Annotated in this window: 18 protein-coding genes; 9 read left to right on the plus strand and 9 right to left on the minus strand. The window is 43.0% G+C overall.

Annotation, left to right across the window (positions count from 1 at the left end; genetic code table 11):
* The first annotated feature begins 10 nt into the window (after nucleotides 1-10).
* Nucleotides 11-607 (plus strand): tRNA-(ms[2]io[6]A)-hydroxylase, encoded by a 597-nt coding sequence (locus H6571_19915; GenBank protein ID MCB9326016.1) that lies wholly within the window; start codon nucleotides 11-13, stop codon nucleotides 605-607.
* Between the two features lie 920 nt (nucleotides 608-1,527).
* Here the strand turns inward: H6571_19915 and H6571_19920 are convergent.
* Complete coding sequence (locus tag H6571_19920) at nucleotides 1,528-2,175, minus strand: 4'-phosphopantetheinyl transferase superfamily protein (protein MCB9326017.1); 648 nt, start codon at nucleotides 2,173-2,175, stop codon at nucleotides 1,528-1,530.
* Between the two features lie 140 nt (nucleotides 2,176-2,315).
* On the opposite strand from H6571_19920, the gene H6571_19925 reads away from it, so the two are divergent.
* Nucleotides 2,316-2,474 (plus strand): hypothetical protein, encoded by a 159-nt coding sequence (locus H6571_19925; protein MCB9326018.1) that lies wholly within the window; start codon nucleotides 2,316-2,318, stop codon nucleotides 2,472-2,474.
* A gap of 126 nt (nucleotides 2,475-2,600) precedes the next feature.
* Here the strand turns inward: H6571_19925 and H6571_19930 are convergent, their stop codons facing one another.
* Nucleotides 2,601-3,194, minus strand: coding sequence for a Sua5/YciO/YrdC/YwlC family protein (locus tag H6571_19930; protein ID MCB9326019.1), 594 nt, complete (start codon nucleotides 3,192-3,194; stop codon nucleotides 2,601-2,603).
* A 544-nt stretch (nucleotides 3,195-3,738) separates the two neighbouring features.
* Here H6571_19930 and H6571_19935 point away from each other — a divergent pair.
* Both H6571_19935 and H6571_19940 read left to right on the plus strand, forming a co-directional pair.
* Entirely contained in the window at nucleotides 3,739-5,280 is a 1,542-nt protein-coding gene (locus tag H6571_19935) for a GH3 auxin-responsive promoter family protein (GenBank protein MCB9326020.1), read from the plus strand.
* The gene (locus H6571_19940; GenBank protein MCB9326021.1) at nucleotides 5,277-5,897 is read left to right on the plus strand and encodes a LysE family transporter; all 621 of its coding nucleotides are present in this window, start codon (nucleotides 5,277-5,279) and stop codon (nucleotides 5,895-5,897) included. The genes H6571_19935 and H6571_19940 overlap by 4 nt, the downstream gene beginning before the upstream one ends.
* Before the next feature lie 47 nt (nucleotides 5,898-5,944).
* Here the strand turns inward: H6571_19940 and H6571_19945 are convergent, their stop codons facing one another.
* A complete protein-coding gene (locus H6571_19945) occupies nucleotides 5,945-7,138 on the minus strand; it encodes a molybdopterin molybdotransferase MoeA (protein ID MCB9326022.1) in 1,194 nt (397 codons plus the stop codon).
* A gap of 1,246 nt (nucleotides 7,139-8,384) precedes the next feature.
* On the opposite strand from H6571_19945, the gene recO reads away from it, so the two are divergent.
* Together recO and H6571_19955 are read left to right on the plus strand one after the other, a co-directional pair.
* Entirely contained in the window at nucleotides 8,385-9,110 is a 726-nt protein-coding gene (gene recO, locus H6571_19950) for a DNA repair protein RecO (GenBank protein MCB9326023.1), read from the plus strand.
* A gap of 237 nt (nucleotides 9,111-9,347) precedes the next feature.
* A complete protein-coding gene (locus tag H6571_19955) occupies nucleotides 9,348-10,337 on the plus strand; it encodes an IS110 family transposase (GenBank protein MCB9326024.1) in 990 nt (329 codons plus the stop codon).
* Nucleotides 10,338-10,718: 381 nt separating this feature from the next.
* Here H6571_19955 and H6571_19960 read toward each other — a convergent pair whose 3' ends face one another.
* The 3 genes from H6571_19960 to H6571_19970 all read right to left on the minus strand — a co-directional run bounded on the left by H6571_19960 (nucleotide 10,719) and on the right by H6571_19970 (nucleotide 12,925).
* Nucleotides 10,719-11,105 (minus strand): LysM peptidoglycan-binding domain-containing protein, encoded by a 387-nt coding sequence (locus H6571_19960; protein ID MCB9326025.1) that lies wholly within the window; start codon nucleotides 11,103-11,105, stop codon nucleotides 10,719-10,721.
* Between the two features lie 56 nt (nucleotides 11,106-11,161).
* Complete coding sequence (locus tag H6571_19965; protein ID MCB9326026.1) at nucleotides 11,162-12,187, minus strand: PhoH family protein; 1,026 nt, start codon at nucleotides 12,185-12,187, stop codon at nucleotides 11,162-11,164.
* Between the two features lie 81 nt (nucleotides 12,188-12,268).
* Nucleotides 12,269-12,925 carry an HAD-IA family hydrolase gene (locus H6571_19970; GenBank protein ID MCB9326027.1) on the minus strand — a complete coding sequence of 219 codons (657 nt, stop codon included), beginning with the start codon at nucleotides 12,923-12,925 and terminating at the stop codon, nucleotides 12,269-12,271.
* A 210-nt stretch (nucleotides 12,926-13,135) separates the two neighbouring features.
* Here H6571_19970 and H6571_19975 point away from each other — a divergent pair, with 210 nt between their 5' ends.
* The 3 genes from H6571_19975 to H6571_19985 all read left to right on the plus strand — a co-directional run bounded on the left by H6571_19975 (nucleotide 13,136) and on the right by H6571_19985 (nucleotide 15,114).
* Nucleotides 13,136-13,501, plus strand: coding sequence for a gliding motility-associated C-terminal domain-containing protein (locus tag H6571_19975; GenBank protein ID MCB9326028.1), 366 nt, complete (start codon nucleotides 13,136-13,138; stop codon nucleotides 13,499-13,501).
* Nucleotides 13,502-13,596: 95 nt separating this feature from the next.
* Nucleotides 13,597-14,727, plus strand: a complete 1,131-nt coding sequence (locus H6571_19980; GenBank protein ID MCB9326029.1) for an NAD(P)/FAD-dependent oxidoreductase — start codon at nucleotides 13,597-13,599, stop codon at nucleotides 14,725-14,727.
* Nucleotides 14,728-14,862: 135 nt separating this feature from the next.
* A complete protein-coding gene (locus H6571_19985) occupies nucleotides 14,863-15,114 on the plus strand; it encodes a hypothetical protein (GenBank protein ID MCB9326030.1) in 252 nt (83 codons plus the stop codon).
* Between the two features lie 100 nt (nucleotides 15,115-15,214).
* On the opposite strand, the gene H6571_19990 is transcribed toward H6571_19985, so the two are convergent.
* The 3 genes from H6571_19990 to H6571_20000 form a co-directional block, all read right to left on the minus strand.
* Entirely contained in the window at nucleotides 15,215-21,952 is a 6,738-nt protein-coding gene (locus H6571_19990) for a gliding motility-associated C-terminal domain-containing protein (GenBank protein MCB9326031.1), read from the minus strand.
* A gap of 342 nt (nucleotides 21,953-22,294) precedes the next feature.
* Nucleotides 22,295-23,974 (minus strand): energy-dependent translational throttle protein EttA, encoded by a 1,680-nt coding sequence (gene ettA, locus H6571_19995; protein MCB9326032.1) that lies wholly within the window; start codon nucleotides 23,972-23,974, stop codon nucleotides 22,295-22,297.
* 368 nt (nucleotides 23,975-24,342) lie between these two features.
* Nucleotides 24,343-25,362 carry a DUF3089 domain-containing protein gene (locus H6571_20000; GenBank protein ID MCB9326033.1) on the minus strand — a complete coding sequence of 340 codons (1,020 nt, stop codon included), beginning with the start codon at nucleotides 25,360-25,362 and terminating at the stop codon, nucleotides 24,343-24,345.
* Nucleotides 25,363-25,404: the final 42 nt, after the last annotated feature.

Consider the following 25,404-nt stretch of genomic DNA (forward strand, 5'->3'; position numbering starts at 1 on the left):
AATGTAACACATGAAAGAAGTAAAAATGCTAGGCCTCAAGCTTCCCACCGACCCCCGGTGGGTAAACCTGGCCGAGATGGAACTGGAAGAAGTTTTAACCGATCACGCCTACTGTGAACAAAAGGCGGCCACCTATTGCATTTCGCTCATTCAACTCTATCCGGACCGCAAAGAGCTCGTCGCTGAGCTGGCCCCGGTGGTAACAGAAGAATGGGGGCATTTCAGATCGGTCCTGCATGAACTGGAAAAGCGCAACCTGCAACTGGGCAAGCAACGCAAAGACGAATATGTCAAGCAACTCCTGGCCTTCCAGGAAAAGGGCGGTAACCGCGACAACAGCCTCCTGGAAAGGCTGCTCACCTGTGCCTTGATCGAGGCCAGAAGCTGCGAACGCTTCCGTCTGCTCTCCATTGGACTGGAGGATGAAGAGTTAAGACAGTTTTACCACAAATTCATGATTGCCGAGGCAGGCCATTACCACCTTTTTATCGAACTGGCCAGAAAGTATTTTGGCCGCGAAAGAACCGACAAACGCTGGAATGAATACCTTGAAAAAGAAGCCGAGATACTAAAATCACTTGAACTACGGGGCGACAGGATGCATTAGGAAAATTTAAAATGATAAATTTAAAATTTAAAATTTAAAATTATAAAGTAATGATTTTAAATGACTTACAAGATTAAACATGACAATTTGTTTTTTTCGTTCCGTAAGTAGTTCACGAAAATTGTTAAACAATGGAAAATTTGATCTGCTAAGGTTTGGGGCGAACAAGTATTTTTACCTGCCTGATCTTTTTTTTCCAGGTATTTTCACCTCCATTAATTTCCCGTATTAATACGCTTTTTCTCCACCACATATTTGCTGACCTTTGTCACATCAAGGTAATAAACACCCGTGGATTTTTTTCAAAAGAATCGGACGTTTTTGCTGGCTTAGCTAAATTGGATTCACTCTTGTTTAACCTATAAACTATTTGAATCATAGGGTCATCGGGAACTGACATTCGATTTTCAGCGTCCCGGTGGCTTTTTTGTCTTTCTCCTCCCCGTAATCATCTCATACATCAACATTAAAGACTCTCGAAGCAATCGTACATATTATTTATATCTACAATATAATATACCGGCATTTCGAATTAAACCAATCAAAAACGAACAATTGTTGGTGAAAAACAAAAAATAAGACTGAATTATTTTTACATATTGTTTTATTTCATAAATAATAATTATACCTTTGCATGGCATACAAAAAAAAACATCATCCAAAACTTTGAGTATGCTGACGAACAAACTCACCGATTAAAATAATACTGCACTTTATTATTTCTTTGAAGGCTATCTCTTAAATAGATAAAAAATTGTTTTAGGCGTTTTTATTGTCTATACACTCCAGTGTAAGAGAAGTTTCTCACAGTTCCCTTTAGTGAGTGATCTCCTTCACATGAAACAAATTTACATTACATAAGACAACCTAAAACAAAGTTATTATTCAGTGAAGTCGGTGCCTTTTGGTGTCGACTTTTTTTATTTTGAGTCCTGCAGTGCGTATACGAGCATATACGCTTCTTTTTCAATTCGATAAACGATAGAGAACCGCATCTCCAGGTCATCTTTCCTAACCATACCGCTACAGGTACCGCCTTCTTTTTTATAGGTAAAGGGATCAATCATGATATGCTTTCTGAAGTCGAGTTGTTTCCGGCCGTAAGCCTTATACAGGCATTCTTTGGCCCCCCAAAGGACGTGCAGATGTTCCAGATAGGTGTCTGGGACTATACTGGCCAATTCTTCTGGATTCATCACTCTTCTGGCCACAGCAACCAGTTTGCCAACTATCTTCTGGATATCCACCCCGTTGTTGACGAGAGAGGCCACAGCCGCTGCCATCCCTTCCGAATGACTGATAGAAATATGATGGTCCGAATGCTCGAGATATGGTTTGCCGAATTCATCTTTGAGAAAAGCGCCTCTTTTTATTCTTCCCGACATTTCATGAACGAGATGCCTTACCCCCAGCCATTCAAGCCTTTTGGGGCCTTTGATTAAGCTCAATTGTCTCAACTCCCCCGGGTAAAGCAATAGCTCATTGAGGAACCAGCTTTCGTCTTCGTTTATTTCCCAGACTCCGAGTTCTATTCCCGGATCAATATATTCGTGAAACAATAATGGCATGACTGAGCAGCACTGCTTTTTTATTAATCGTTAAAGTTAATTTTAAAAGCATGTTTATCAAAGAATTTAAGGAAAGGATGAGTGGATTTTTGTACTTTTTCTTAATTTGGACAAGCACATTAAAATTTAAAATCACTACCATGGAGGAAGTTAAAAAAAAAGGCATGAGTTTTGGGAAATTCCTGCTCATCATCATCGTTTTCATTATAGCTTTAATCGTTTTGCAGAAAATGGGGGTCAAGGTCGTAAAAACAACGGAAAAGTCTGAAATGACTGATCATCCTCATCCGGGTTACTGACATTCAGTACACACAGGTTCCTTTTTAGGCGATTAAGATTATCCAATAGTCCGAAAAATAAAATCCCAAATTTTGCTGTAAAACAAAATTTGGGATTTTATGGATCTGTATTTAGAGAAAAAACGGTTATTCTCTCAAAAACACCAACTCATCTTCCTCTGATAAGGTAATCACAACAGAAGGTTCGCCGGGAGTTTTATCATCCTGTCGGTACCTGCTCACGTAATCCACGGCCTGGATGACTTCAGAACTTATCGCCCCGAAGGTGGTCGGCAAATATTTTTCATCAAAACTGGCAAAACAAGTTGCGAGAGGGCCGCCAAAAGCTGCGATCAATTCCCGGCAGTAATCATCCTGACAAATCCTGAACGCAATGTCGGTATCACTACTTAATATGTGAGAAGCCATTCCTACCGGCTCCCCGAATTTTATACTCAACGGACGGGTATGGTAAAGCAGGAGTGTTTCAATACGAGGATGCAAATGCTTAATGTATTGTTTCAACATAGGAATAGAATCCACAATAATCTCAACGGTAGCTTTTGAGTCGATCAAACTCAACACTTTTTCTACCGCTTCCTCATGGGTGGCATCACATCCAATACTCCAAAGCGTATCCGTTGGATATAAAATTAACCCTCCCCTCCTTAAAGTATTCAATGCATCGTTTAGCTCATAGTTTGGAAACATAAGAGTAGTTCGCTTTGTAAAAGTCGTCATTAACTGTGGGTTTAAAAATCATAAAAAGTCTAACTTAACTTGAACACCATTTTCATTATTCTATTGCCATATTAATCCGGAATTTTGATAAACGATTTTGAAAAGTAAATTATTGTTAGCCAAAGGCATTAAAACAATCATCTTAAAAAATTAACCCAAAATGCAACTTCATCAAGTATTTCCCCTTCAAACAATACCTATTTTCGATGCCGATCAAATAGTTGCCCATTTGCCATAAAACCAACTTAAAGGAGCCTTGTAAGGAGGTGAATTTCAAATTTTTTATCGGTAATACCGTTTAATTTATCTAAAACCAATGACCTTATTTTGTAAAAAAACCAATAGGCAACTATTTTTACAGGGATTTTTATTTTACAGGTTTAAAGCCTAAATAACCTTTAATTCAATTTTTTAGCACTAAATTCGTACCTCCTAAGCGTTTGTTTGTATGCACAGAGCAATTCTATTGATGTCAAAACAACAACCTGACTTTCTGCAAACACGGGTTTAAAAGGGGATAAAATGCAATCAAACCATATTGATTATGCCTGGATCAGAGAAAAAAGGAATCTTAAAAAAAGGAGCCAAACTGGTTAAAAATTTAGATCGTGGACACTTTTCACCTTTATCTTTACAAAAGCGTACTCTGCAACAACTGCTGCGGCAGGCTGGTAACACCGCTTTTGGGAAACATTATGATTTCCCTGAAATAAACGGGTCTAAAGATGTTATTGCTGCATTTCAACATACCGTGCCTATTCATGATTATGAGAAAATATTCAATGAATGGTGGCATCACAGCCTAAAAGGAGAAAAGGATATTGCATGGAGAGGCACTGTTAAATATTTTGGCCTCAGTTCCGGTACTACAGGAGCTGCCAGCAAATACATTCCCATTACCACCGATATGACCCGGGCCATGCGTCAAACGGCCTTCCGGCTTTTCGCCTGCTTACCTAAGTACGGTCTCCCTGCCAGCTTTTATCTCAAAAACTGGTTCATGATCGGAGGCAGTGCCAGTCTCCGCCCTGAAGGAAATTGTTTTGTAGGGGATCTGAGTGGCATAAACGCCAAGCACCCTCCTATTTGGATCAGACCTTATTTCAAACCAGGCATTGAGATCGCTCATTATAAAGACTGGGATCAACGTATTCTGGCCATCGCTCAAAATGCGCCCAAATGGGATATTGGCATCGTGACGGGTATTCCTTCATGGGTGCAACTTTCATTAGAATACATTATCGATTACCATAAGCTGGATACCATACATGATATTTGGCCCAACCTATCCGTTTTCGTAACGGGTGGAACAGCTTTTGCTCCCTATAAGAAAAGTTTTGAAAAACTTTTGGCCAAACCTTTGATCTACCAGGACTCCTACCTGGCATCTGAAGGTTTTGTGGCATACCAGGCCAGGCCGGAAACCAGCGCCATGAAGATGTCTCTGAACAGTGGTATCTTTTTCGAATTTGTTCCGTTTAATTCAGAAAACTTCGATTCTGAAGGCAACATTTTACCTTCGGCCATAGCCCTCCATATCGATGAAGTAAAAGAACATCAGGACTATGCTTTGCTGATGAGTACCTGTGCAGGAGCCTGGAGATACCTCATTGGGGATACCGTTCGGTTTACGGATGTCGAACGCAAAGAGATTATCATTACCGGAAGAACCAAACATTTTCTGAGCATTTGTGGAGAGCACCTTTCCATTGACAATATGAACCAGGCTATTCGCAAAACAGAGGAATTATTGGATATCTCTATTGGAGAATTTACTGTTTCCGGTGTTAAGTCAGGAAGTCATTTTGCTCACAAATGGTATATTGGCAGTAAAAATAAAATTGAAGCCGCCCATTTGACCAAAATACTTGATGAACAACTTATGCTGGTGAATGATGATTATCGCGCAGAGCGTAACGCCATGCTACAAAAACCGCAGATGAAGATTATACCCAATGAGCTCTTCATGCATTGGCAACGTTCCATCGGCAAACTAAACGGCCAGAGTAAAATTCCCCGGGTGATGAAGTCCGATCAATTCGCTGAATGGGAAAGTTTTGTTGAAAAGGAAATGCAATCCTCGTGAATTTAATCTGGCAGGGTATCTTACTTGGACTGGGACTCAGCGTTTTGGTGGGCCCATTGATTTTTCTCTATATCCAGGTAGGAATTCAATTTGGATTTCGATCCGCTTTTTTCCTGGGACTCGGTGCCTGGATGAGCGACCTGATGTTTATCCTAATCATTTATTTTGGAATTTCTTTTGTGCTACAGGTAACTGGCAGTCATGGCTTTGTCTTGTGGATGGGAATAATTGGCGGAGTAATTCTCATATTTATCGGAGCCGGGCTGTTATTACACCGCCCCAAAGAACAAGTTAAGGAAGACCAATCGCTCACCCCTAACTCCTCTCTTTTAGGTTTTTGGTTGAAGGGATTTCTGATCAATACTTTTAATCCATTCGCCGTCTTTTTCTGGATTAGCATTATGACTGGATTCTCCGCCAATAAATATTCCGGGCCAGATATTTCCATCTTATTTGCCAGCATCCTTGGCACCATCATAGCAACCGACATTTTGAAAATCCTTTTGGCCAGACCGCTGAAAAGGATAATGAGCGGAGACGCTCTACTTTTTTTGCAAAAAATAGTGGGAACGGCCCTGGTATTACTGGGTTTGATATTGGTATACCGGGTTTTTTAGCCCTCCAATCTAGCGCAGAGACAATTAAATATGTCAGCCATCTCTGCTTATCTAAACCGTATAAACGGAAAAACCTCCCCTGCCTTAAAATCCTCTCTCCCTTCCGGAATTTCCAAAAACGCATCCGCTGTGGCCAGGTTAGCATGGTCGCCGGACCCGTTACCGGTTTGCGGATAGGCCAGAATCCGGCCATCCGTTGTATATTCGAGTTTTACCTGCAGATAATAGGTAAGATCAGGTTTGAATGTATAATCTTCGGCTAAAACAGCATAAGGGAGCCCCGTGTTTAAGCCCAGGCTTTTGTCGAGCCAGCTTTGCACATATTTGTGGGCACACATAAATGTAGAAACCGGATTGCCAGGCAAAGCAAAAACTCTTGCCCCCAGGGGACTCACTCCAAACCAAAAAGGTTTCCCCGGGCGCTGTTTAACCGTGTGAAACAATTTTTTCACTCCCAGTTTTTCGAGAGTTCCCGGAATGTAATCGAATTTTCCTTTTGAAACTCCCCCACTCATCACGACGATCTTAAAGGAGGAAAGCAATCCCTGCAGTTTCTGAAATATCTCTTCTTCCTCATCGGCCAAATGGGCCAGATGAACCTTAATACCCCATTGTTCCATGGTGGCTTTCAACTGATGGGAATTAGACATGCGAATCTGGTAATCCAATGGCGTCTGGTCCACGTCTACCAATTCATCCCCGGTGGAAATGATCACCGCCTCCGGAATATCGGCGACAACAAGGTGTGTTTTCCCAATGGTTGCGGCAATTCCGATCTCGGCGGGGCTTATCCTGGTTCCCGACTTCACCAGCACGGCCCCTGCAAAACAGTCTTCTCCTTTCCGGTGTACATTTTTGCCTTGTTTGAGTTCGTCGATAGACAAGGTTGCCACCCCGTCCTTTATTTCGACATCTTCGTAACGGATCACCGTGTCGGTTCCTTTGGGCAGAATCGCCCCGGTCATGATCTCGATACAATGCTCAGGGGCCTTAAGCATTTGCTGGGGAGCACCCGCCGGACCTGTCGATTCAATCATAAACACCCTTCTTCCGGAAGCAAAAGCGCTGAAATCAATCGCAATACCATCCATGGTCACCCTGTCAAATGGAGGAAAATCTCTGTCTGCCAAAAGGTCTTCACGTAAAATTGCTCCCATAGACTCAGCAAGGGGAACGATTTTTTCTTCAAATTCAAAAGCATGATCCAGTATTATTCTACTGGCTTCGGCCACACTAATCATAGGTATTTTTTATCGGCAAGAATAGCTATTTATCCGGTTGATTGGAAAAAAATTGAAAAAAAATGAACTTTTTTTATTTTTTTTTGAAAAAAAATGAGAAAAAAAAAGGTAAAAAACCAACCGATAAATCAAGATTTAAAATAAAAAATAATGCTAAATTATTGATTTACAAACATATAAGTAAATATTAATGCTTTAAAAAAATACAGTAATTGACCAAATTGTACTAATTTAAAAAAGCAAATGATACCATATTTGTATTGTCAAAAGAAATGACCTGTTATTGAAATATAAAGAGAGGCTAAAAAACGTACCACTAATAACAAATTATATCTCATTTAACACAGACCTGCTAAACAAGTATAATCCACGAATACGAACCTGGCTACAGAAATTGCCAGGCAGATTATAATCTCACGAATTTTTTCCGAAGGATATTAAAGAATATCCTTTTGGTATGTAGATAGCCTCTCAAAGTTTTTTTGAAGCCGATTGATTTTCAGTCGGCTTTTTTTATTTGTGTTATACGGTACGCCATTTTTTTTTGTTTCATTTTTTATCCTAAATTTTTAACTTTTTTTTTCGAAGTTAAAAACGGGTTGGATTCGCTAGTAAAAGAGAATGAATGAACCAAAGAAGGTTTTTTTGAAAAAAATCAGTCAATTAGACAAATAAATCATACGTTTTTAATCAAAAAAACGAAAAACAAACACTAACATTAAACGATAAATAACTTACAATCAATTGTTTAGTGAAAATAAATTTACAATAAAAACTACAGTATTCAATCAAATTGTACTAATATTAGACGTGATAAGGTGCGATATTTGTATCATCAAAAGAAACGACCTAATTAAAATAGTAAAGAGAGGCTAAATAACGTACCCTAATAACAAATTATAATCTTTTTACACAGACTTACACAACAACAAGAATAATCCACGAATACGATTCTGCCTCATGACATCATCAGGCAGTTTATAATCTCATGATTTTTTTCCGAAGGATATTAAAGAATATCCTTTTGGTATGTAGATAGCCTCTCAAAGTTTTTTTGAAGCCGATTGATTTTCAGTCGGCTTTTTTTATTTACATATTGTTTTACGGACAGGTTTAATTTTTGTTTCATATAATGAATCATTATTATCAAAAAAATTACAATCTTTTGGTTCAGCCTCCCAAGGGAAGGAAAACTTGTTTCTATCACCGGTAACATTTTTTCCATTTTAAAGCCTAATTTTGCCTCATGCTCGTCAAAACACAAGGAATCGTTCTCAAATCCATCAAATACGGTGAGACCAGCCTTATTGTGGACATTTTCACGGAAGCTCTTGGGCTCCGTAAGTACATCGTCAGTGGTGTTCGTAAAAAAAATGCCAGGATAGGCGCTTCGCTATTACAGGTGATGTCCCACGTGGAGATCGTTGCATATGAAAGAGAGGGGAAAGACCTCAACCGACTGACTGAAATCCGATCCTCTGTGGTTTACCAGTCCATTCCATTGGATATCCACAAGGGGGCTGTGGGGTTATTTATGGCTGAAATTGCCCAGAAGACCCTTAGGGAGGCCGAGGCCAACCAACCTTTATTTCAATTCCTGAGCAGTAGTTTCGCGCACCTGGACCGTCACACGGGCAATGTCGCTAACCTGCCGCTTTCTTTCCTTTTGGAATTCAGCGGATTCCTGGGTTTTTTACCCGAATCCGATCCCGATGAAAAAGAGTTGTTCTTTGACCTTAAAAATGGAGTTTTTTGCATCCACCAGCCCATGCACGCCTATTTTCTTGATATAACTTACAGCAAAATACTTTATTTATTGCTAAATGCCCAGTTCGAAGCCAGCCATACCATTCCCCTGAAAGTAGAACAAAGAAGATATCTACTGGCCAAGCTACTCGATTTTTACAGGCTGCACATCGAAAATTTCCCAACGATCAATTCACACCTTATTTTGCAGGAAATCCTGGGATAAAAAACATGAGTCATCTTACCTTAGGGGCAGGAAATTAAATTTGGTAAATTTGAAATGAAAAAATAAGGAAGCGGCATAAGACTATAATGAGTCATTTGTCATTAAGACAGTTCGGGATAGCCAGTCCCGCTTCCTTTTCTCTGTTTCACCTCGGACAGTTTGTTAGGCAAAAAGCCTGAGTAAGATAGATGAGGCATAACAGAAGTTATTTTATCAACACAAATTTACCGATTTAGTATGAAACAATCTGATCGTTTTGTAGGAATTGACATATCAAAAGATAGTTTTGATGTCTGCGTTTTATCACAAGGGGCTCTATTAGAAGAAAGCCGTTTTAATAATGATGCTCAAGGTTGGCAAAAGTTTGCTAAAAACCTTAGTGATCAGGACTTATGCATAATAGAAGCAACGGGATCTTATCATGTAGGGTTGGCATTATATTTAGTTGAGCATGATAAACGTGTTAGTGTAGTCAACCCTTTGCGTGTAAAGTATTTTTCTCGATTGAATCTCAAGAGGGCAAAAACAGATAGGGTAGATGCTTATGTTATTGCCCAGTATGGCCAAGTATTTAAGCCTGAAAGTTGGACAGCTCCACCGACACATTTAAGACAACTTCAACAGTTAATGACAGTTTCTGCACAATTAACAAAACAAAAGACGGCATTAATCAATCAACAAAAAAACTTTGAACTTGTACCAGACCCCAGTAAAGAAGCCCTTGAAATAATAAAGTGCCAAATAGTAAAATTAGAGAAACATTTACAAGAAATACAATGCCTTATCAATAATAGCATTAAAGAACATTACAAAGAATTAGAGGCTTCTTTACGATCAATTCCCGGTTTAGGTCCCAAAACGGTAGCCACCTTAATCCTAATAACTGGAGGCTTTACCAAGTTTGGATCATATAAAGCTTTGATAGCCTATGTGGGGTTAGCTCCTCGGACATACGAGTCAGGAGTAAGTGTTAAGGGAGCTTCACACATCTGCAAGTTAGGGTCATCCTATCTTCGAAAGTTACTTTATGAATGTGCTTTAAGTGCCAAAAGGTTTAACCCTGTATGTAAGGAACTATTTGAAAGACTCTATATTGCAAAGAAAAAACCATTTAAAGTAGCCATGATTGCGGTGGCCAATAAGTTGCTGAAAATCGCTTTCACTATAGCTATAACTGGACAAAAATTTGATCCGGAATACAGACTAAAACATTATTTTGCCAAATAAAATTTTCTGATTTTCCGAAAAAAATTTGGAGATGAACACAGTTCATCCCGAATTTTCAAAAACTGTCTGAAATAGAAATTTTTTGATTATTTGAAGTATTTTTTAAATGTAAAACCTGCCTGCTGACGCAGGAAGGCAGGTGTAAAAGTGAGTGGGCAAAAGGTTTGGGTTTTGGAAAAAAGTCATTTTTTGTTGCAAAACACCTAACCCACGACCCAAACACTTCTAAATTTTGCGGTTACTTGTTTTAAACCTTGCCTGCTGCCGCGACGGAAGGCAGGTTTTGCGGTTTATTTCTTTTGTAAAAGAAAAATCCCGAATTTAATCTGATTAGATGAAATTCGGGATGACTCATGTTTATACCTTCAATCAAATGATTGATTAGTCTTCCGGAAACGGAATAACAAGTTCCTGATCCGGGTGAATCATATTAGGATCTTTGAGAATATCCGTATTGGCATTAAAAATAGCCATGTAATGACCAGGCTTTCCATAATACTGCTTAGAGATTTTACCCAGAGTTTCTCCTTTTGCTACGGTGTGTTTGTGATAATAATCCGTATTTTCCACTTTGATGTCAGCCATCAAATCAGAAGGAGACTCTCCTCCGACTTTTTTGATTTCATCCCAAAGTAAATTTTTGTGATACTGGGTACTGGCCAAACCACGGATTTTCAGTTTGCCATCTGATTCTTCAACGGAACCCTCTTTTACTTCGAGTTCTTCACCCAGGTTCAATACTGACCTGTACTTATCCTGTAAAGACATATTTTGAATATTTAGTTAAAAAAATTAATTTTAATTTCTTAAATAGAATGCAATCATCATTCTGCTTTATCTGGCGAAGGCCCCGCGATTCTTTCTCTCCTGTCACTCCTTTTCTTTTCTTCAAGTTCCTTCTCTTTTTCGCTTTCCCGCTCATAGGCTTTGATGATTTCCTTCACCAATCGGTGTCGTACAACATCCTCTGCAGTTAAGTAGACGGAAGCAATACCCTTTAAGTCACCCAAAAGATTAATTGCTGTTTGCAAACCTGATTTTTGGTAATGCGGAAGATCCACCTGGGAGAGGTCCCCGGTAACGATACACTTGGCAGAAGGTCCCAGCCTGGTGAGAAACATTTTGATCTGCAAGGTCGTGCAGTTTTGCGCTTCATCCAGGATGATAAAAGCATTGTCGAGGGTACGCCCTCTCATAAAAGCCAGGGGGGCGATCTCGATGACTCTGGTATCCATGAACTGGGCGAGTTTATCCGCTGGCAACATATCATCCAGGGCATCATACAAAGGACGCAGATAGGGATCGATTTTTTCTTTGAGGTCTCCGGGAAGAAATCCAAGGCTTTCTCCCGCTTCCACTGCCGGACGCGTCAGGATGATTTTCCTGACCAGTTTACTCCGAAGTGCCTTCACGGCCAGGGCAACTGCGGTATAGGTTTTACCTGTACCCGCGGGCCCCACGGCAAAAACGATATCGTTTTCCTCAGAAGCCTCGATCAATTTTTTTTGATTAATCGTCCGTGCCTTGATCTGACGGCCGTTCCGGCCATGAACGATGGTTTTAGAATCTCCATTACTTATTTTAGAGGCAAATGGATTGTCGCCTTTAATCAGGTCTTCCACCACATGAACGCTCAGTTCTCCGTGCTCTTTGAGCATTCGAACCATCAGTTCAAATTTGGATTTTACCGTTTGAGTTTCTTTTTTATCCCCGGCAAGGCGAAGATTATCTCCGCGGGAGGTGATGGTTACATCGGGAAAAGCATCCCTCAGTAAATCTAATTTAACATTGTTTTCCCCGAAAAGGGCCAACGGATCAACTCCTACAATGTTTAATACTATTTCGCTCAATATCTTTTCTCCTTTTTAGTTTATAATTGTTTCAAAGATTCTATAGCACAAGATACATAAAAATAGTTCCCACTGCAAAACTTAATAAATGACTTCTGCCAATTCGGCAAAAGAATCGACCATAATATCGGGCTCCTCCCCGGCAAGTACTTCTTTGGATCTGTACCCATAAGTTACCGCGCAGGTTCTCATCCCAATTGATTTTGCAGCCATAATATCATGAGTGGAATCGCCCACCATCAGCGCCTTTGTCGCGGCAATATTAAGCTTTTGTAAAATTTTCCTCAAACCTTCCGGGCTGGGCTTTAGAGCATAAATTTCAGGCTTTGCCCCTTGTACCAGGTCAAAATACCCTTCATGATCCAGTTTGGCCATGATCCCTTCTGTAAATCGGTGGGGTTTGTTGCTCAACACCGCCATAGTTTTGCTTTTCAACTTACCCAGCGTCTCCCGCACCCCAGGGTAATAATCCGTTTTTACTGCATGGTTTTTTTCATAAAATTCATTAAAAAAACCAAGGGCTTCATCAATTTCTTCCGGAACCGAAGTTTCAAAAGCCTGGCTGATCAGGCTCCTGACCCCACCCCCAAGCATAGGAAGAATAACGCCATAAGGGAACTGGGGTTTGGCCATCCTGAAAAGGGCAAAATTTACCGCATCCGCCAGGTCATACTGTGAATCCACGAGGGTTCCGTCGAGATCAAAAATCAATAACTCTATTCCTTCTAATCGTTTCATTATGTTGTCTTGTTTTTAGGTTGGTTCGGGCCATTTATTCATTCCGGCCACAATATAAAAAATTTAAAGACTCCCTCCCCTAAAGCAAACGCACCATTCCCCTGCATGGTTCGTCGATAGGTAAATAACCCGTTTTTACGGGGTTCGGTTTTGTAAATTTGTGCTCTTAAGAAATAAAAAATATTTATCATTTTCACAAAAGTTATTACCATGAAATCCCTTCAACTCCTCTTTGTTTTATTATTGTTCTCTCTCAGTGCAACGGCTTCCAAAATTACTGAAAATCAACAGTTTCCGCCCAACGTTTACATCCCGAATGCGTTCAGTCCAAATGGAGACGGGGTGAATGATGTTTTCAAGGTAGAAACCGGCGACGTCCTCCTCTCCAACTTTACCCTTCGCGTATTCAACCGATGGGGCACTCTGTTATTTGAAACAGACGATTATACCAAAGGCTGGGACGGAAAATTCAAAAATGAAACCCTGTTTCCTGATGTTTTTGTCTATTCGGTTCAATACAAAGATGATAAAGGATTGGTTTACAGAAGTACCGGAACGGTAAATCTCCTGTTTTAAAAAACAGAATTTGAACGATATTTTCTGTTTTTCTCCTTACTGCTAAATAAAAAAACTTATTTTAGCCTTGTCCTTTAAGGAGATACCAAAACAAAATGGAAAAAATACTAATTATCGGTGCCGGCCCGGCAGGATTAGCCATGGCCGGCAGATTACGACACCAACAAATTCCTTTCGACATTTTCGAAGCACAGAACAGGGTGGCCTGGTCCTGGAGTCAGCACTATGATCGCCTGCATCTGCATACGATTAACGAAAAATCTGCCCTGCCGCATCTTCCATTCCCTGAAGATTTTCCGACATTCGTTTCCCGACAACAACTGCTCGAATACTATGAGGATTATGCCCACCATTTTGACATAAAACCTGTTTTCAACCAAACGATTGAAAGCATCCATAAAACCAGTGAAGGGCTTTGGGAAGTAAAAACCCAGGACAAAACATACTACTACAAATTTGTGGTGGTGGCCACCGGTGTCAACAGGGTGCCTTTTGAACCCCGATGGGAAAGTATTGAAGACTTTAACGGAACCATCATCCATAGCCGGGAATATAAAAACCCCGAGCCTTTTAAAGGCAGAAAGGTGCTCGTAGTGGGGATGGGCAATACCGGAGCTGAGATCGCCTTTGACCTGGCCAACGCAAACGTACAGGTTTTTCTTTCCGTGAGAGGACCGGTGAATATTGTCCCATTGGAATTACTCGGAAGACCTACCCAGGAAACTGCCTTAAAACTGGCAAAATTACCTGCCTGGATAGGAGATAAAATTTCAATACTGGCTCAACGACTCAGCATTGGCAAGCTTGATAAATACGGCATTAAAACGCCCAAAATGGCTCCTTCGGCCCAATTGCGACTGACCGGCAAAACGCCCGTCATCGACCTGGGGGCCGCCAAACTGATCCGTACTGGGAAGATCAAAGTGCTGCCGGATATCGATCATTTCGATCTGCAAACCATCATCTTTAAAAACGGTCGGGAAATCGAAATTCACGATGTCATTCTTTGTACCGGTTACCTCTCTAAATTAGAAGAATTCATCCCTGGCATCGCTCCGATGCTGGACCGGTACGACAACCCCTCCTCCCCTATCGGAAAGGGAACTTTTGAAAATATGTTCTTCCTTGGTTTCGATAATTTTAAACCAGGCGGCATCCTGGGTGCCATCCATAAGGATTCAAAAGTGATTTTGGAGGAGCTTGTTGCAGGGGTTCAAAAACATTAGGATCGTTAAACGAGAACAGTTTTTTGGTAAAAAATTGCCAAATAAATTCGTTTTACAAAACACTTTGTCTTGATGGCTTTCATGTTTTGAGCGGTAACGGGCCATTAATGCCAGGATAAAACAAACTGAAGCACATTGAATTACGAACAAAAAATATTGACCTACCTGGAAGGAAAGGAAACGGTGAAACAAAACAGTAAGGATTTGGGAATTGGGTTACTGGTGCTCGCCGCCGCTTTGAGTACATTAGGAAAAAAGTTTCTTGCCATTCCGGGTGGGAAAAATAAAATTATGGCCGCTATGGCCAAACATAGCCCATTTCAAATGCAGGCTGTTATGAACGAAAAAAATGATGAAAAAAGCCTTCCAGTTTGCCTGGAATACTGAAGACTTTTATTGATTAACAAAATGGTATCGGGTGGAAAATTATTTTTTCTACCCGATACAAACAACGAGTTACAAGCAACGAGCAACCAGTAACGAGCCATCACCTCAACAACGCCACCTCCCCTTTCATCACTTGGGAAGATCCGTCCACAAAAGCAATCTCGGCATAAAATACGAAGACAGCATTATTCATCGGCCGACCATTGAAACTTCCGTCCCAACCGTAATTTGGGTCATTGGGGTTGAAATTTTTTCCCTCAAAAACGAGATTGCCCCAACGGTCAAATATGCGAAATGATTTGATTTCCAAAACCTCAATTCCTGCATTGATGTAAAAGATATCGTTGATGCCGTCTGCATTCGGGCTAAAGGCATTGGGAATATAAACCCGCGGAGCCTTTTCCACAAGGATGAAAATATCATCAGTAGCCCGGCATCCGTTTTCATCGGTAACGGTTAAAGAATAAAGGGTGGAAACCCACGGTCCAGCCATAGGAACCAGGCAATTCGCACACGATAAACTTTCCCAGGGCAACCATTGATAAACCAGGTTCCCGACACCATTCGTGGAAGGCTGAATTTGGATTGAATCTCCCAGGTGCACGGTCATGTCTTCAGGCAGAGAAACCAGTAATTCAAAGGGTTCAATAAGTGTCACCGGGTACGTATTAACACACCCGTCGGCATTTTGCACATACAAAGAATAGGAGCCTGCCTGCAGGTTTTCAAATACATTGCCGGATTGAAAATTAATGCTGTCAAGACTATAAAGAAGGTTGGATTCGGAGGTAAGGACGGTTATCACCCCGTCAGTATCACCAAAACAATCTACATCTGCTGTTTCAACAGTAACAATGGCGGCATTGGTAGCTTCCACTTCGGCCTGGGCAAAGGTCATACAATTATTTCCATCCGTAATGGTCAGTTCATAAATTCCCGGTGCCAGGTTTTGAAGGGTATTGCCTGTCTGCCCGTTATTCCATTGAAGGGTGTATCCCGGCTGACCGCCCGATACAACAGCCGAAACATTACCATTATTATTACCCTGACAAGAAGGTTCTATGTCAAAATTGACGGTCAAAGGCGATAATACTTGCAGGTGAACCGTATGCGTGGAATCACAGGTATTGAATGCCGCAAATTGCTGGCTGTAATCTCCGTCAATGTTTTCATAATTCCCAAAGACCAACGCTGAATCCCCGGCACACAAGACTATGGTTTCTTCTGTTTCAGCTATAGGAAAAATCTCCAGACGGATCATATGCGTAGAATCACAAGTATTGGTTCCTGTAAACGTCATAAAATAATCCCCGGCCAAACTGGTGGGTGTCCCGAAAACATCTGCCGTTTCGTTGGAACAGATGGTTACCGTTTCTGAAGTCATCACGGAATCCAGGACAGTCAATTCCACCCAATGAATAGAATCACACCCCAGGGCCGACTGATACTGTTGGCTGTAAAGGCCTGAAGTAAAAACGGCTTGCCCAAACAACATTATGGTATCCGATTCGCAAATGGAAAAGGCTTCCGCTGTAGCAAAAGTGTCGCGTACCTCCAATTCCACACGATCTACCAGCACGCAACTGCCGCTGGTATCTATTTGCACAAATTGCCCGGAAGCATATTCAAAATTCCCGAAGATCATAGTCGAGTCCCCCTGACAAATGCTGACCAGCTGGTCCGTAACAAGCGTATCAATGGTATGCATTAAGGTGACAGTATGCGTGGAATCACAGCCATTAACAGCCGTAAAGGTCTGGGAATAATCTCCTTCCATGGTTTCCGGGATACTGAATATAAAAACGGTATCCCCGGCGCATACACTAATGGTGTCTTTGGTCAGTAAAGGCGGCAATACATTTATGGTGATGGTATCCACACTAAAACAACCCGGGGCATTTTCTCCCACCACTTCTATAATGGTCATTGAATCTATATTCACGACTACGGTGGCGCAGGTATCACAATCGATCTGCGCCTGCGGGAACCACTGGTATTTTTCAAAACCGCTGGCCGTCAGGGTCACTGTGCCCGGGCAAACCATAGTATCCTGGGTGACGTGCAATTCCGTTTCCGGCAATACAGTAATGGTCAGTGTATCCGCCTGAATGCCTCCACAGCTGTCGGTCACTTCCACCCAATAGGTACCGGGTTCCCAACTGGTATAGGTTTGCTCCATCGAACCGTTAAACCAGCGGTATTCATAAAAGCCGCTTCCGGCATCCATGGTGATGGTAGCATTATCGCACATGACCGTATCCGACCCCAGGTTGAGTATCGGAGGCATATAATCGAGTTCAAACGAACCAATATTATTGAGAAAATTACATTCTGAAACCTCCGTATTCGGAAAATCGGCTCCTTCCAGATCAAAAGGGGTCGTTGTACTTCCGTCATCATTCACTACCACAAAAACAGGCGCAAATACCGGTGTTGGCATGGTAAGCTGGAAAATGATACAACTATCCGTTTCGAGGTTTTGGGGAAGGATACCGGTTTGAATAACCGGAGCCACAGTGATTGTCGGGTCTCCTTCATAAAAGGTAATGGGCGTACCTTCCGGTAACAGACCATTGCCGGCATTACAGACTTCCAATGTGACGAGAATGCTATCGCCCTGGCAATCTCCTTCCAGCCCGACTAAAATGGCCTCAGGAAAGATAATACAGGTATCGAGCGCCTGACAAGGCACGTAACATTCAAGCGTTTCTTCCAGGTTAGTAATATTCGACTGGACAGGATTGTCCGGAAAATCCAGCAAAGGCTGATACGCATTCAATGGATGTAACCCATCGTAAGGATCGACGAATTCATTCTCGTTGATGGTCAGGTCAGCAATGGCCATACATTCCCCTGACAGGGAACCATCAAGTCTTAATTTGGCCAGGAAAAGGTCTTCGGGACCGCCAAGGCCATAACTCTCACTTTTACCGATGAGATAGATCAAGCCATTATTCCAGATCACATCATACCCATAATCATTCTGATTGCCCCCATATTTTTTGCTCCATTGAATTTCGCCTGCTTTGTTTGTTTTGGCCAAAAACATCTTGGTAACGGGCCCCTCTTCAAAATTTCCAAGCAATAAATAACCGTCGGGAAGGTTCAGTAACCTGATCAACCGCTGGTTGCTTACGCCAGGGATTAGATAATTTTTGGTCCAGGTTATATTCCCGGAATAATCAGTTTTGAACATCTGCATACTGATATCCGTAGCACTGGTACCGTCCACATCCCCGTGTCCTATGACGATAAGACCATTATCAGAAATCATATCCGTGGAATACAGTCGGGCATTATTCTGAACATTAACCAGGTATAACCTCGACCAGATTTCGTTTCCGGAAAGATCAAACTGACTGACCGCCTGCCGCATTTTATCCGTACCTCCGCCTGCGTAATTATACCGCCCGGTTCCGTAAAGGCTGTTGGCATGGAGAATCACTTTGGCCAGCCCCTCGCAGCTTCCCAAATTGTAATTTTGATACCAAACGGGATTCCCCGAATCCCTGGTGATCTCCATCAGGAAAGCATCACACCCGAGGCCGGGACTTGAATTTTGAGCGGTGCCTCCACCAATGATATAATTGGCTCCGGGACCCAGTTCCAGAATTGTGGCAAAAACAGAAGTGCTTTGATTCGAAAAATCGAGAATTTTCGACCACAAGAGCACATCATTCTGGTAATCGTATTTGAAGGCAAAACACTCCCTGTTATTGGCAATGAGGTCTGTCCCACCAACAGCAATAAGGTTATTATCGGAATCCAGACGCAAATCCACCAGGTACTCTCCCTGGTTCGTAAACTTAAAAGATCGTTCCCATATCATGACGCCCTCCCCGTCCAGCAGGACAAGTAAGGTGCTATCGCCCTTTGTAGCCCCGGCAATGAAACCTCCTCCCGGTTCGGTGATGATGATGCGCCCGGTTTCATTGTCCGTGGCCGTTCCCATCGTTTTGACAAAAGTCGTCTCGCAAGGCAATGTATCCTGCTGACAACCACAGCCATCCATTGGAGATTGCAGTTCGAATACGGGGCCCTCGTATGGATAATCCTCAATGGGGCTGTCATATTCAATCAAATCCACGTTGGTGGCGATCGGCTGCTGAATGTAATAGTCTTCCACGCCCAGTGATTCTGAACTGACACATTCTCCCGCCGTATTGCCATCCAGGTCCATCTTAACGAGAAGAATATCCGAATCTGTCCCGCCCGGCTGGGTGGTTTTGGCCGTGAGGTACAGAAATTGTCCGTCTACGATCATCTGGTTCAGTGGTTGAGTCTGAAAAAAGTCGTTACCGGAAAAAGAATAAGATTTCGCCCATTGAACCATCCCGTCTTTATTGGTTTTCATGACGTAAAACACATAAGGAGCTTCAACGGTACGGCCTGTAATGAAAAAACTGCTGGGTGTTGAAACCATCTCCTGGACATTGACTTTTCCGATGCCAAACAATTGAATTTTCCGAACCCACTGGAGGTTCCCCTGCAAATCAGTTTTGACCAGGAATGGATCTATATCAGTAAGGCTGGATCCGTTATCATCGCCATCCCCTGCCATGTAAATGGACTGGTTTTCAATGATAAAATCCCGGCTGTACAAACGTGCATTCTGGCTGATCGGAATGTGATAGAGTTTCGACCAAATTTCGTTGCCGGCCATATCCATTTTGGTCAGGCCAAAACGCATTTTCTCCGAATTGGTGCCAACAGGATGGGTATAACGCCCAATGGTATAAATTTCATTATTGTAAATGGCCGTCTCCGCGGAAGTCTGGGAAGTACCGAGGGAATAATTCAAGGGAGCAAAAATGGCCGTGCTTCCGGTATTGCGGTCCAGTTTCATATAAGTAAAATCGTCCGGGTTGCCGGGAGCAGGATTATAATGAGTCTCCGCAAAGAGCAGGTAATGATCCGAAACAGCCGATCCGGCATCCGGTTCCAGCAGTGAACGTGCAGCAGAAGCAGGCGCCAATCGCTTCATCCACAACAAACTATGTAAAACCGGGTCATATTTAAACACAAATCCCTCGTTGGTTTGTATTCCTCCACCAAATCCACAAACCACCAGCATACCTTCCGAATCCACGATCATATCGGTAATGATAACATTTACCACATTATCCGATCCGATGGGGATGTAATATTGCCAGAGCATCACCCCGCCTGGAGTCATTTTTAGCAAATACGGCTGGCCGTAATATGCGGCACCAATGTAAAAATTGCCATCCCCGGAGGGAATGATTACAGTCCCTTCTTCATTAATCCCCGGCTGACCAATGGTTTTTACAAAAGTAGAATCTTCACAGGTTCCTGAAGGTTCAAACACAAACAACGTCTGGCAATAAGTGTCTGTACAAAGTCCATTGGAGGCCTCCAGGCAAATATTGTAGATGCCGTTGGAAGGAAAAACATAAGTCAGGTCATCCGTGTTAGCCTGGGCCGTCCCGTTGATGGTCCAGGTATACCCGGAAGCATTAACACTGGCGTTGGTAAACGCTACAATCTCTCCCGGCAAGGGAAAAACATTACTCGAAGAGAATGCTGCTTCAACAGGACAAACAACGGTCACCGATATAGCATACTCATCATGACAGTTGGGATCTGCATTCGCCGCGTAAAGGGTGATCACAAAGGTGCCCAGGGTATTGAAAGTATAAGAAAAATCCGTTGTTATAGCGGTGGAAACGCCGTCGAGATGCCAGTCGTAAAGGCTTCCATTGGATGTCGTATTCACAAAATTGATCGTCGTTCCGATATTCACCGTCTGGTTGACATTCGGTGTAAAACCGGCTACAAGGTTTACGCTACATGGGTCGTTACAAGCTTCGGATTCGAGCAAACTTTCCCGCACGTTTTCAATAAACCAATGCATACGATCTGTTTGGCCCTGGGTAAAAGCGGAATAACAACTCCAGTTGCCATAATCCATATAATCCCAGAACATATCATTCTGATCGGTTGCAAACCCTGAATTGGTATCTGTCGAGCAGGAATTGGCCGAGCCGGCACAAGGTACGGCAACTGTTGAATTATCCGGCGGCGTATCACAAACCCTGTCACCATCCGTCATACAATCGTCATTGGTACATCCCCCCTGGAAGGTATGGTACAAGCCTAAATAATGTCCCATTTCATGGATCTGAACCCCTGAATTGGCATTGGAAGACCCAAACCAACGTGCCTCCTGAACGATACCATCCACACTGCTTCCGTGAGCCGAAGGCAGGTAGGCATATCCCGCTACGCCACAGCCGCTGGAGCCGGAGCAAATTTCAGCCACCAGCCAAAAATTTACATAATGCAATGGATCCCAGCGAATTAAATTCTTCAAGTCAAGATCCTCCGAATCCATATCCACGTTCGTAAGAGGCGAAACAACCCGGTTGATTCCTGTGGTAAAAGTGCCTTCAGGCGTCCGTTTGGCGAGGCAAAACTGGATTTGGGTATTAGCTCCAGTACCCTGGTCGTAATAATTGATATTGGCAAAAGCCTCGTTAAGATGATCGATGCCATCCAAAACCTGGGCATCCGTAATATTTTCAGGGCCGTTCTCATGGATAATATGGACCACCACGGGAATAATATACGGCGGAGGGCTGGCGAGTTTTTCATTTCCCTGCTCAAGTCTATCCTTATGAATCGCGTCTTCGATTTCCCAATGCCGCTTTTCCAGTTCCGGGTCTTTTTCAAAAGCCTTTTGCATCATTTCATCCGATGCGCAATAATGTTCGCCGGCCTCATAAGTTTTACTTATATTTTGAGGGAGCCAGGCTTTCAAAAGGAGAAGGGTAAATATTACGATAACAAAGGGTAAAAGGGTGTTTTTTATTGACATGACGAGGTGTTTTCAAAGAGATGAACTGCTAAAATATAAAAAAACAGACACCTTTGAAAGGGACGCCCCGTTTGAGCAGAAATTATTGCGGGTTTTGAATGGCTGATGGCTGTTTTTGGTTCAAAGCGTTCAAGTTGTTCAAATTGAAGGCAGGGAAATCGTGCCGCAAGGACCGGTAGGGAATGTTCAGGTTTAACGAAGGGATATCTCTTGCAAGTAGGTACCAGGGAAATTTCGCGGGTTTAATTTTACCCTAACACTTTCGTGTCGGAACTCCTTGAACTCCTTGAACCCTCCCGACCTAACGGTACGAGATTTCGCTGCGCTCAATTGGAACCATTCCTACCGATTGATCACATTCTTGAACTTAGGCCGTTTTGGCGGATTATCTCCCCATTTAGCCTTTTTCATTTCTTCATATTGAGTATAGTTGCCTTCGAAAAAGATCACTTCGGCTTCATCTTCAAACGATAAAATGTGTGTCGCCAATCTATCGATAAACCACCTGTCGTGGGAAATGACCAGGGCACAACCGGCGAAATTATCAACAGCATCTTCGAGGGCACGCAGAGTGTTTACGTCAATATCGTTGGTAGGCTCATCCAGCAGCAGTACGTTGCCCCCTTCTTTGAGGGTCATGGCCAATTGCACGCGGTTGCGTTCTCCTCCTGACAGAATATCCAATTTTTTTTGCTGGTCGCTGCCCCCGAAGTTGAATCGGCTTATATAAGCCCGCGCATTGACGGAAATACCGCCAATGTCAAGTATTTCAACCCCCTGAGAAACGATCTCGTACACGGTTTTTTGCTTGTCCTGTAATTGCTCATGCGACTGATCGACATAAGCCAACTGAACGGTATGCCCGATCTTTACCGTTCCGGTATCGGGCTTTTCCCGCCCCATGAGTATCTTAAAAAGGGTACTTTTTCCTACCCCATTCGGGCCGATGATCCCGACAATGGCATTTTTGGGAATGCTAAAGCTTAGATTTTCAAAAAGCATCCGGTCACCAAAAGATTTGGAAATATTTTCCACATCGATCACCTGGTCGCCCAGGCGCGGCCCCGGCGGAATGTACAATTCGAGTTTTTGTTCTTTTTCTTTGGCGCCTTCGTCAGCGAGTTTTTCGTAAGCGCTCAAACGGGCTTTACCTTTTGACTGACGAGCTTTGGGAGACATCCTGATCCAGTCCAATTCCCGCTGCAGCGTTTTGCGCTTTTTGCTTTCGGTCTTTTCCTCCTGCTCCAGCCTGGTAGCTTTCTGATCCAGCCAGGAAGAATAATTACCTTTCCAGGGAATACCCTCTCCCCTATCGAGTTCGAGAATCCAGCCCGCCACGTTATCGAGAAAATAACGATCGTGAGTCACAGCGATTACCGTTCCCGGGAAACTCTTCAAATATTGCTCCAGCCAGTCCACGGATTCCACATCCAGGTGGTTGGTAGGCTCATCCAGCAAAAGGATATCGGGATTGCTGAGTAACAGCCTGGCCAGGGCGATCCGGCGACGTTCCCCTCCTGAAAGTACTTTTACCGGTGCATCATCCGGCGGACAACGCAGAGCCTCCATGGCCGTATTGATCTTATTGTCGATCTCCCAGGCGTTGTGATGATCGAGTTTTTCCATCAAAACACCTTGTTTATCAATCAATTCCATCATCTCATCATTCTCCAGTGGTTCTCCGAGCCTGAGATTGATGGCTTCGTATTCTGCCATCACCTCCATGATTTCCTTTACCCCTTCTTCCACAATCTGACGAGCGGTTTTACTATCGTCCAACTCCGGTTCCTGTTCGAGATACCCGATTTTATAGGTGCCGTCAAAGCTAATATTGCCCTGGTAATTCTGATCCAGGCCGGCAATGATCTTGAGTAAAGTGGATTTTCCGGAGCCATTCAGACCCAGCACTCCGATCTTGGCACCGTAGAAAAAACTCAGCCAGATGTTTTTGAGGACTTGTTTATTGGGAGGGTAAACTTTGGATACGCCCTCCATCGAAAAGATGATTTTATAATCAGCCATTGGTTGTCGTTATTTTTGTGGCGAATTTACGAGAATTCTGGTTACTTGTTGCTTGTTGCTCGTTACTTGTTGCGTTACCGAGGTGACATCTTCGCCGAGCTGGCTCTAAGTGCTGGCTTAAGGTGTCGTCTCGGGCAAATTACTCGATTGCTGGTTACTTGTTGCTGGTTGCTCGTTACTTGTTGCGTTACCGAGGTGACATCTTCGCCGAGCTGGCTCTAAGTGCTGGCTTAAGGTGTCATCTCGGGCAAATTACTCGATTGCTGGTTACTTGTTGCTTGTTGCTCGTTACTTGTTGCGTTACCGAGGTGACATCTTCGCCGGGCTGGCTCAAGGGCTGACATAAGGTGTCCCCTCGGGTAAACTAATCACTCTCTGCCGAGAAAGGCTTCAACCCTTTGCTCCGCATTATGCTGTATATTAAAATAATAAAAATTAATATCCGCAGGATGGAAATTCGGGTTCCAATAAAGAAAGCTGCCCCTGAACTTTGGCTTTGTGGCCCACAAAACCCCATCATGAACCTGAGCATCGGCGAGATGAGGCAGTATCCTGTTGAAACCATAGAGAACGCCGCCGGCATTGGCAGATTTAGGCATGTACTGATCATCTGTTTTCCAACTCAATGGGTTGGTCACAACAATGGAATCACCTACAGGCCATTTTTTAGGCAAATACCCTTGCTTAAAGGTACGCCAGGAAATGAAACAGCCTGTTTCCGTACTATCCTGACAAGGGGTTATGGAATGAAAATGATCTTGGGTTACCGGCATGCCGAGCAAATAGGCCGCGACCAGTTGACTTTGCAGGGGTTTACCATCAAAAAATTCAGTCAACAGGGTAATGGCATGGGTGGAACCCTGGCTGTGACCGGCAATGATAATGGGGCGCCCGTTATTATAGTGTTCCATATAATATTCAAAAGCCTCTTTTACATCTTTGTAAGCAATGGCAAAAGCTTCCAGGGCCGCAGCTTTGTCCCCGGTGGTATAGCCGTAAATATGTGCCTGGCGGTATCGTGGGGCAAACACCCTGCCCACCTTATTGAACGCACTGGCCTGGTAGAGAATGGTACTCTCGTCAACCGATTTATTCATGGAAGCGTCATCCAGGGAAGCGTTCCATTTATGATCTCCTTTGAATTTGGTGTAAATGGTAGGGTGCAAAAAAAATACATCAACTGGCAAATCGGACTGATCGCTCAATGCCTCCTGGCCGGGTACGCTGTCGGCAGGATCCGTTTTATCGGGATGAGCCGCCCAGTGGTCTAAATTTGAATAATCGGTGGAAGGAACGGGCTGGTTTTCCGGGTATGTCGGGTAGAGCGTTTTACAGGAGGACATTCCCAGTCCAAGAACAATAATCAGGAAAAAATATGGTTTCTGCATCGGTACAATTAGGAATGAGAAATTATGAATCGCAAAATTAAG

It is taken from the genome of Lewinellaceae bacterium (genome assembly GCA_020636105.1).
In the GTDB taxonomy this organism is placed as follows: domain Bacteria; phylum Bacteroidota; class Bacteroidia; order Chitinophagales; family Saprospiraceae; genus BCD1.

Excerpts from the sequence above, each read along its gene's own strand:
- H6571_19935 (MCB9326020.1), top strand. The coding sequence starts at position 3,739 with ATGCCTGGATCAGAGAAAAAAGGAATCTTAAAAAAAGGAGCCAAACTG.
- H6571_20000 (MCB9326033.1), bottom strand. The coding sequence starts at position 25,362 with ATGCAGAAACCATATTTTTTCCTGATTATTGTTCTTGGACTGGGAATG.
- H6571_19970 (MCB9326027.1), bottom strand. The coding sequence starts at position 12,925 with ATGAAACGATTAGAAGGAATAGAGTTATTGATTTTTGATCTCGACGGA.
- recO (MCB9326023.1), top strand. The coding sequence starts at position 8,385 with ATGCTCGTCAAAACACAAGGAATCGTTCTCAAATCCATCAAATACGGT.
- H6571_19975 (MCB9326028.1), top strand. The coding sequence starts at position 13,136 with ATGAAATCCCTTCAACTCCTCTTTGTTTTATTATTGTTCTCTCTCAGT.
- H6571_19915 (MCB9326016.1), top strand. The coding sequence starts at position 11 with ATGAAAGAAGTAAAAATGCTAGGCCTCAAGCTTCCCACCGACCCCCGG.
- H6571_19930 (MCB9326019.1), bottom strand. The coding sequence starts at position 3,194 with ATGACGACTTTTACAAAGCGAACTACTCTTATGTTTCCAAACTATGAG.
- H6571_19920 (MCB9326017.1), bottom strand. The coding sequence starts at position 2,175 with ATGCCATTATTGTTTCACGAATATATTGATCCGGGAATAGAACTCGGA.
- H6571_19945 (MCB9326022.1), bottom strand. The coding sequence starts at position 7,138 with ATGATTAGTGTGGCCGAAGCCAGTAGAATAATACTGGATCATGCTTTT.
- ettA (MCB9326032.1), bottom strand. The coding sequence starts at position 23,974 with ATGGCTGATTATAAAATCATCTTTTCGATGGAGGGCGTATCCAAAGTT.
- H6571_19990 (MCB9326031.1), bottom strand. The coding sequence starts at position 21,952 with ATGTCAATAAAAAACACCCTTTTACCCTTTGTTATCGTAATATTTACC.
- H6571_19960 (MCB9326025.1), bottom strand. The coding sequence starts at position 11,105 with ATGTCTTTACAGGATAAGTACAGGTCAGTATTGAACCTGGGTGAAGAA.
- H6571_19980 (MCB9326029.1), top strand. The coding sequence starts at position 13,597 with ATGGAAAAAATACTAATTATCGGTGCCGGCCCGGCAGGATTAGCCATG.
- H6571_19925 (MCB9326018.1), top strand. The coding sequence starts at position 2,316 with ATGGAGGAAGTTAAAAAAAAAGGCATGAGTTTTGGGAAATTCCTGCTC.
- H6571_19955 (MCB9326024.1), top strand. The coding sequence starts at position 9,348 with ATGAAACAATCTGATCGTTTTGTAGGAATTGACATATCAAAAGATAGT.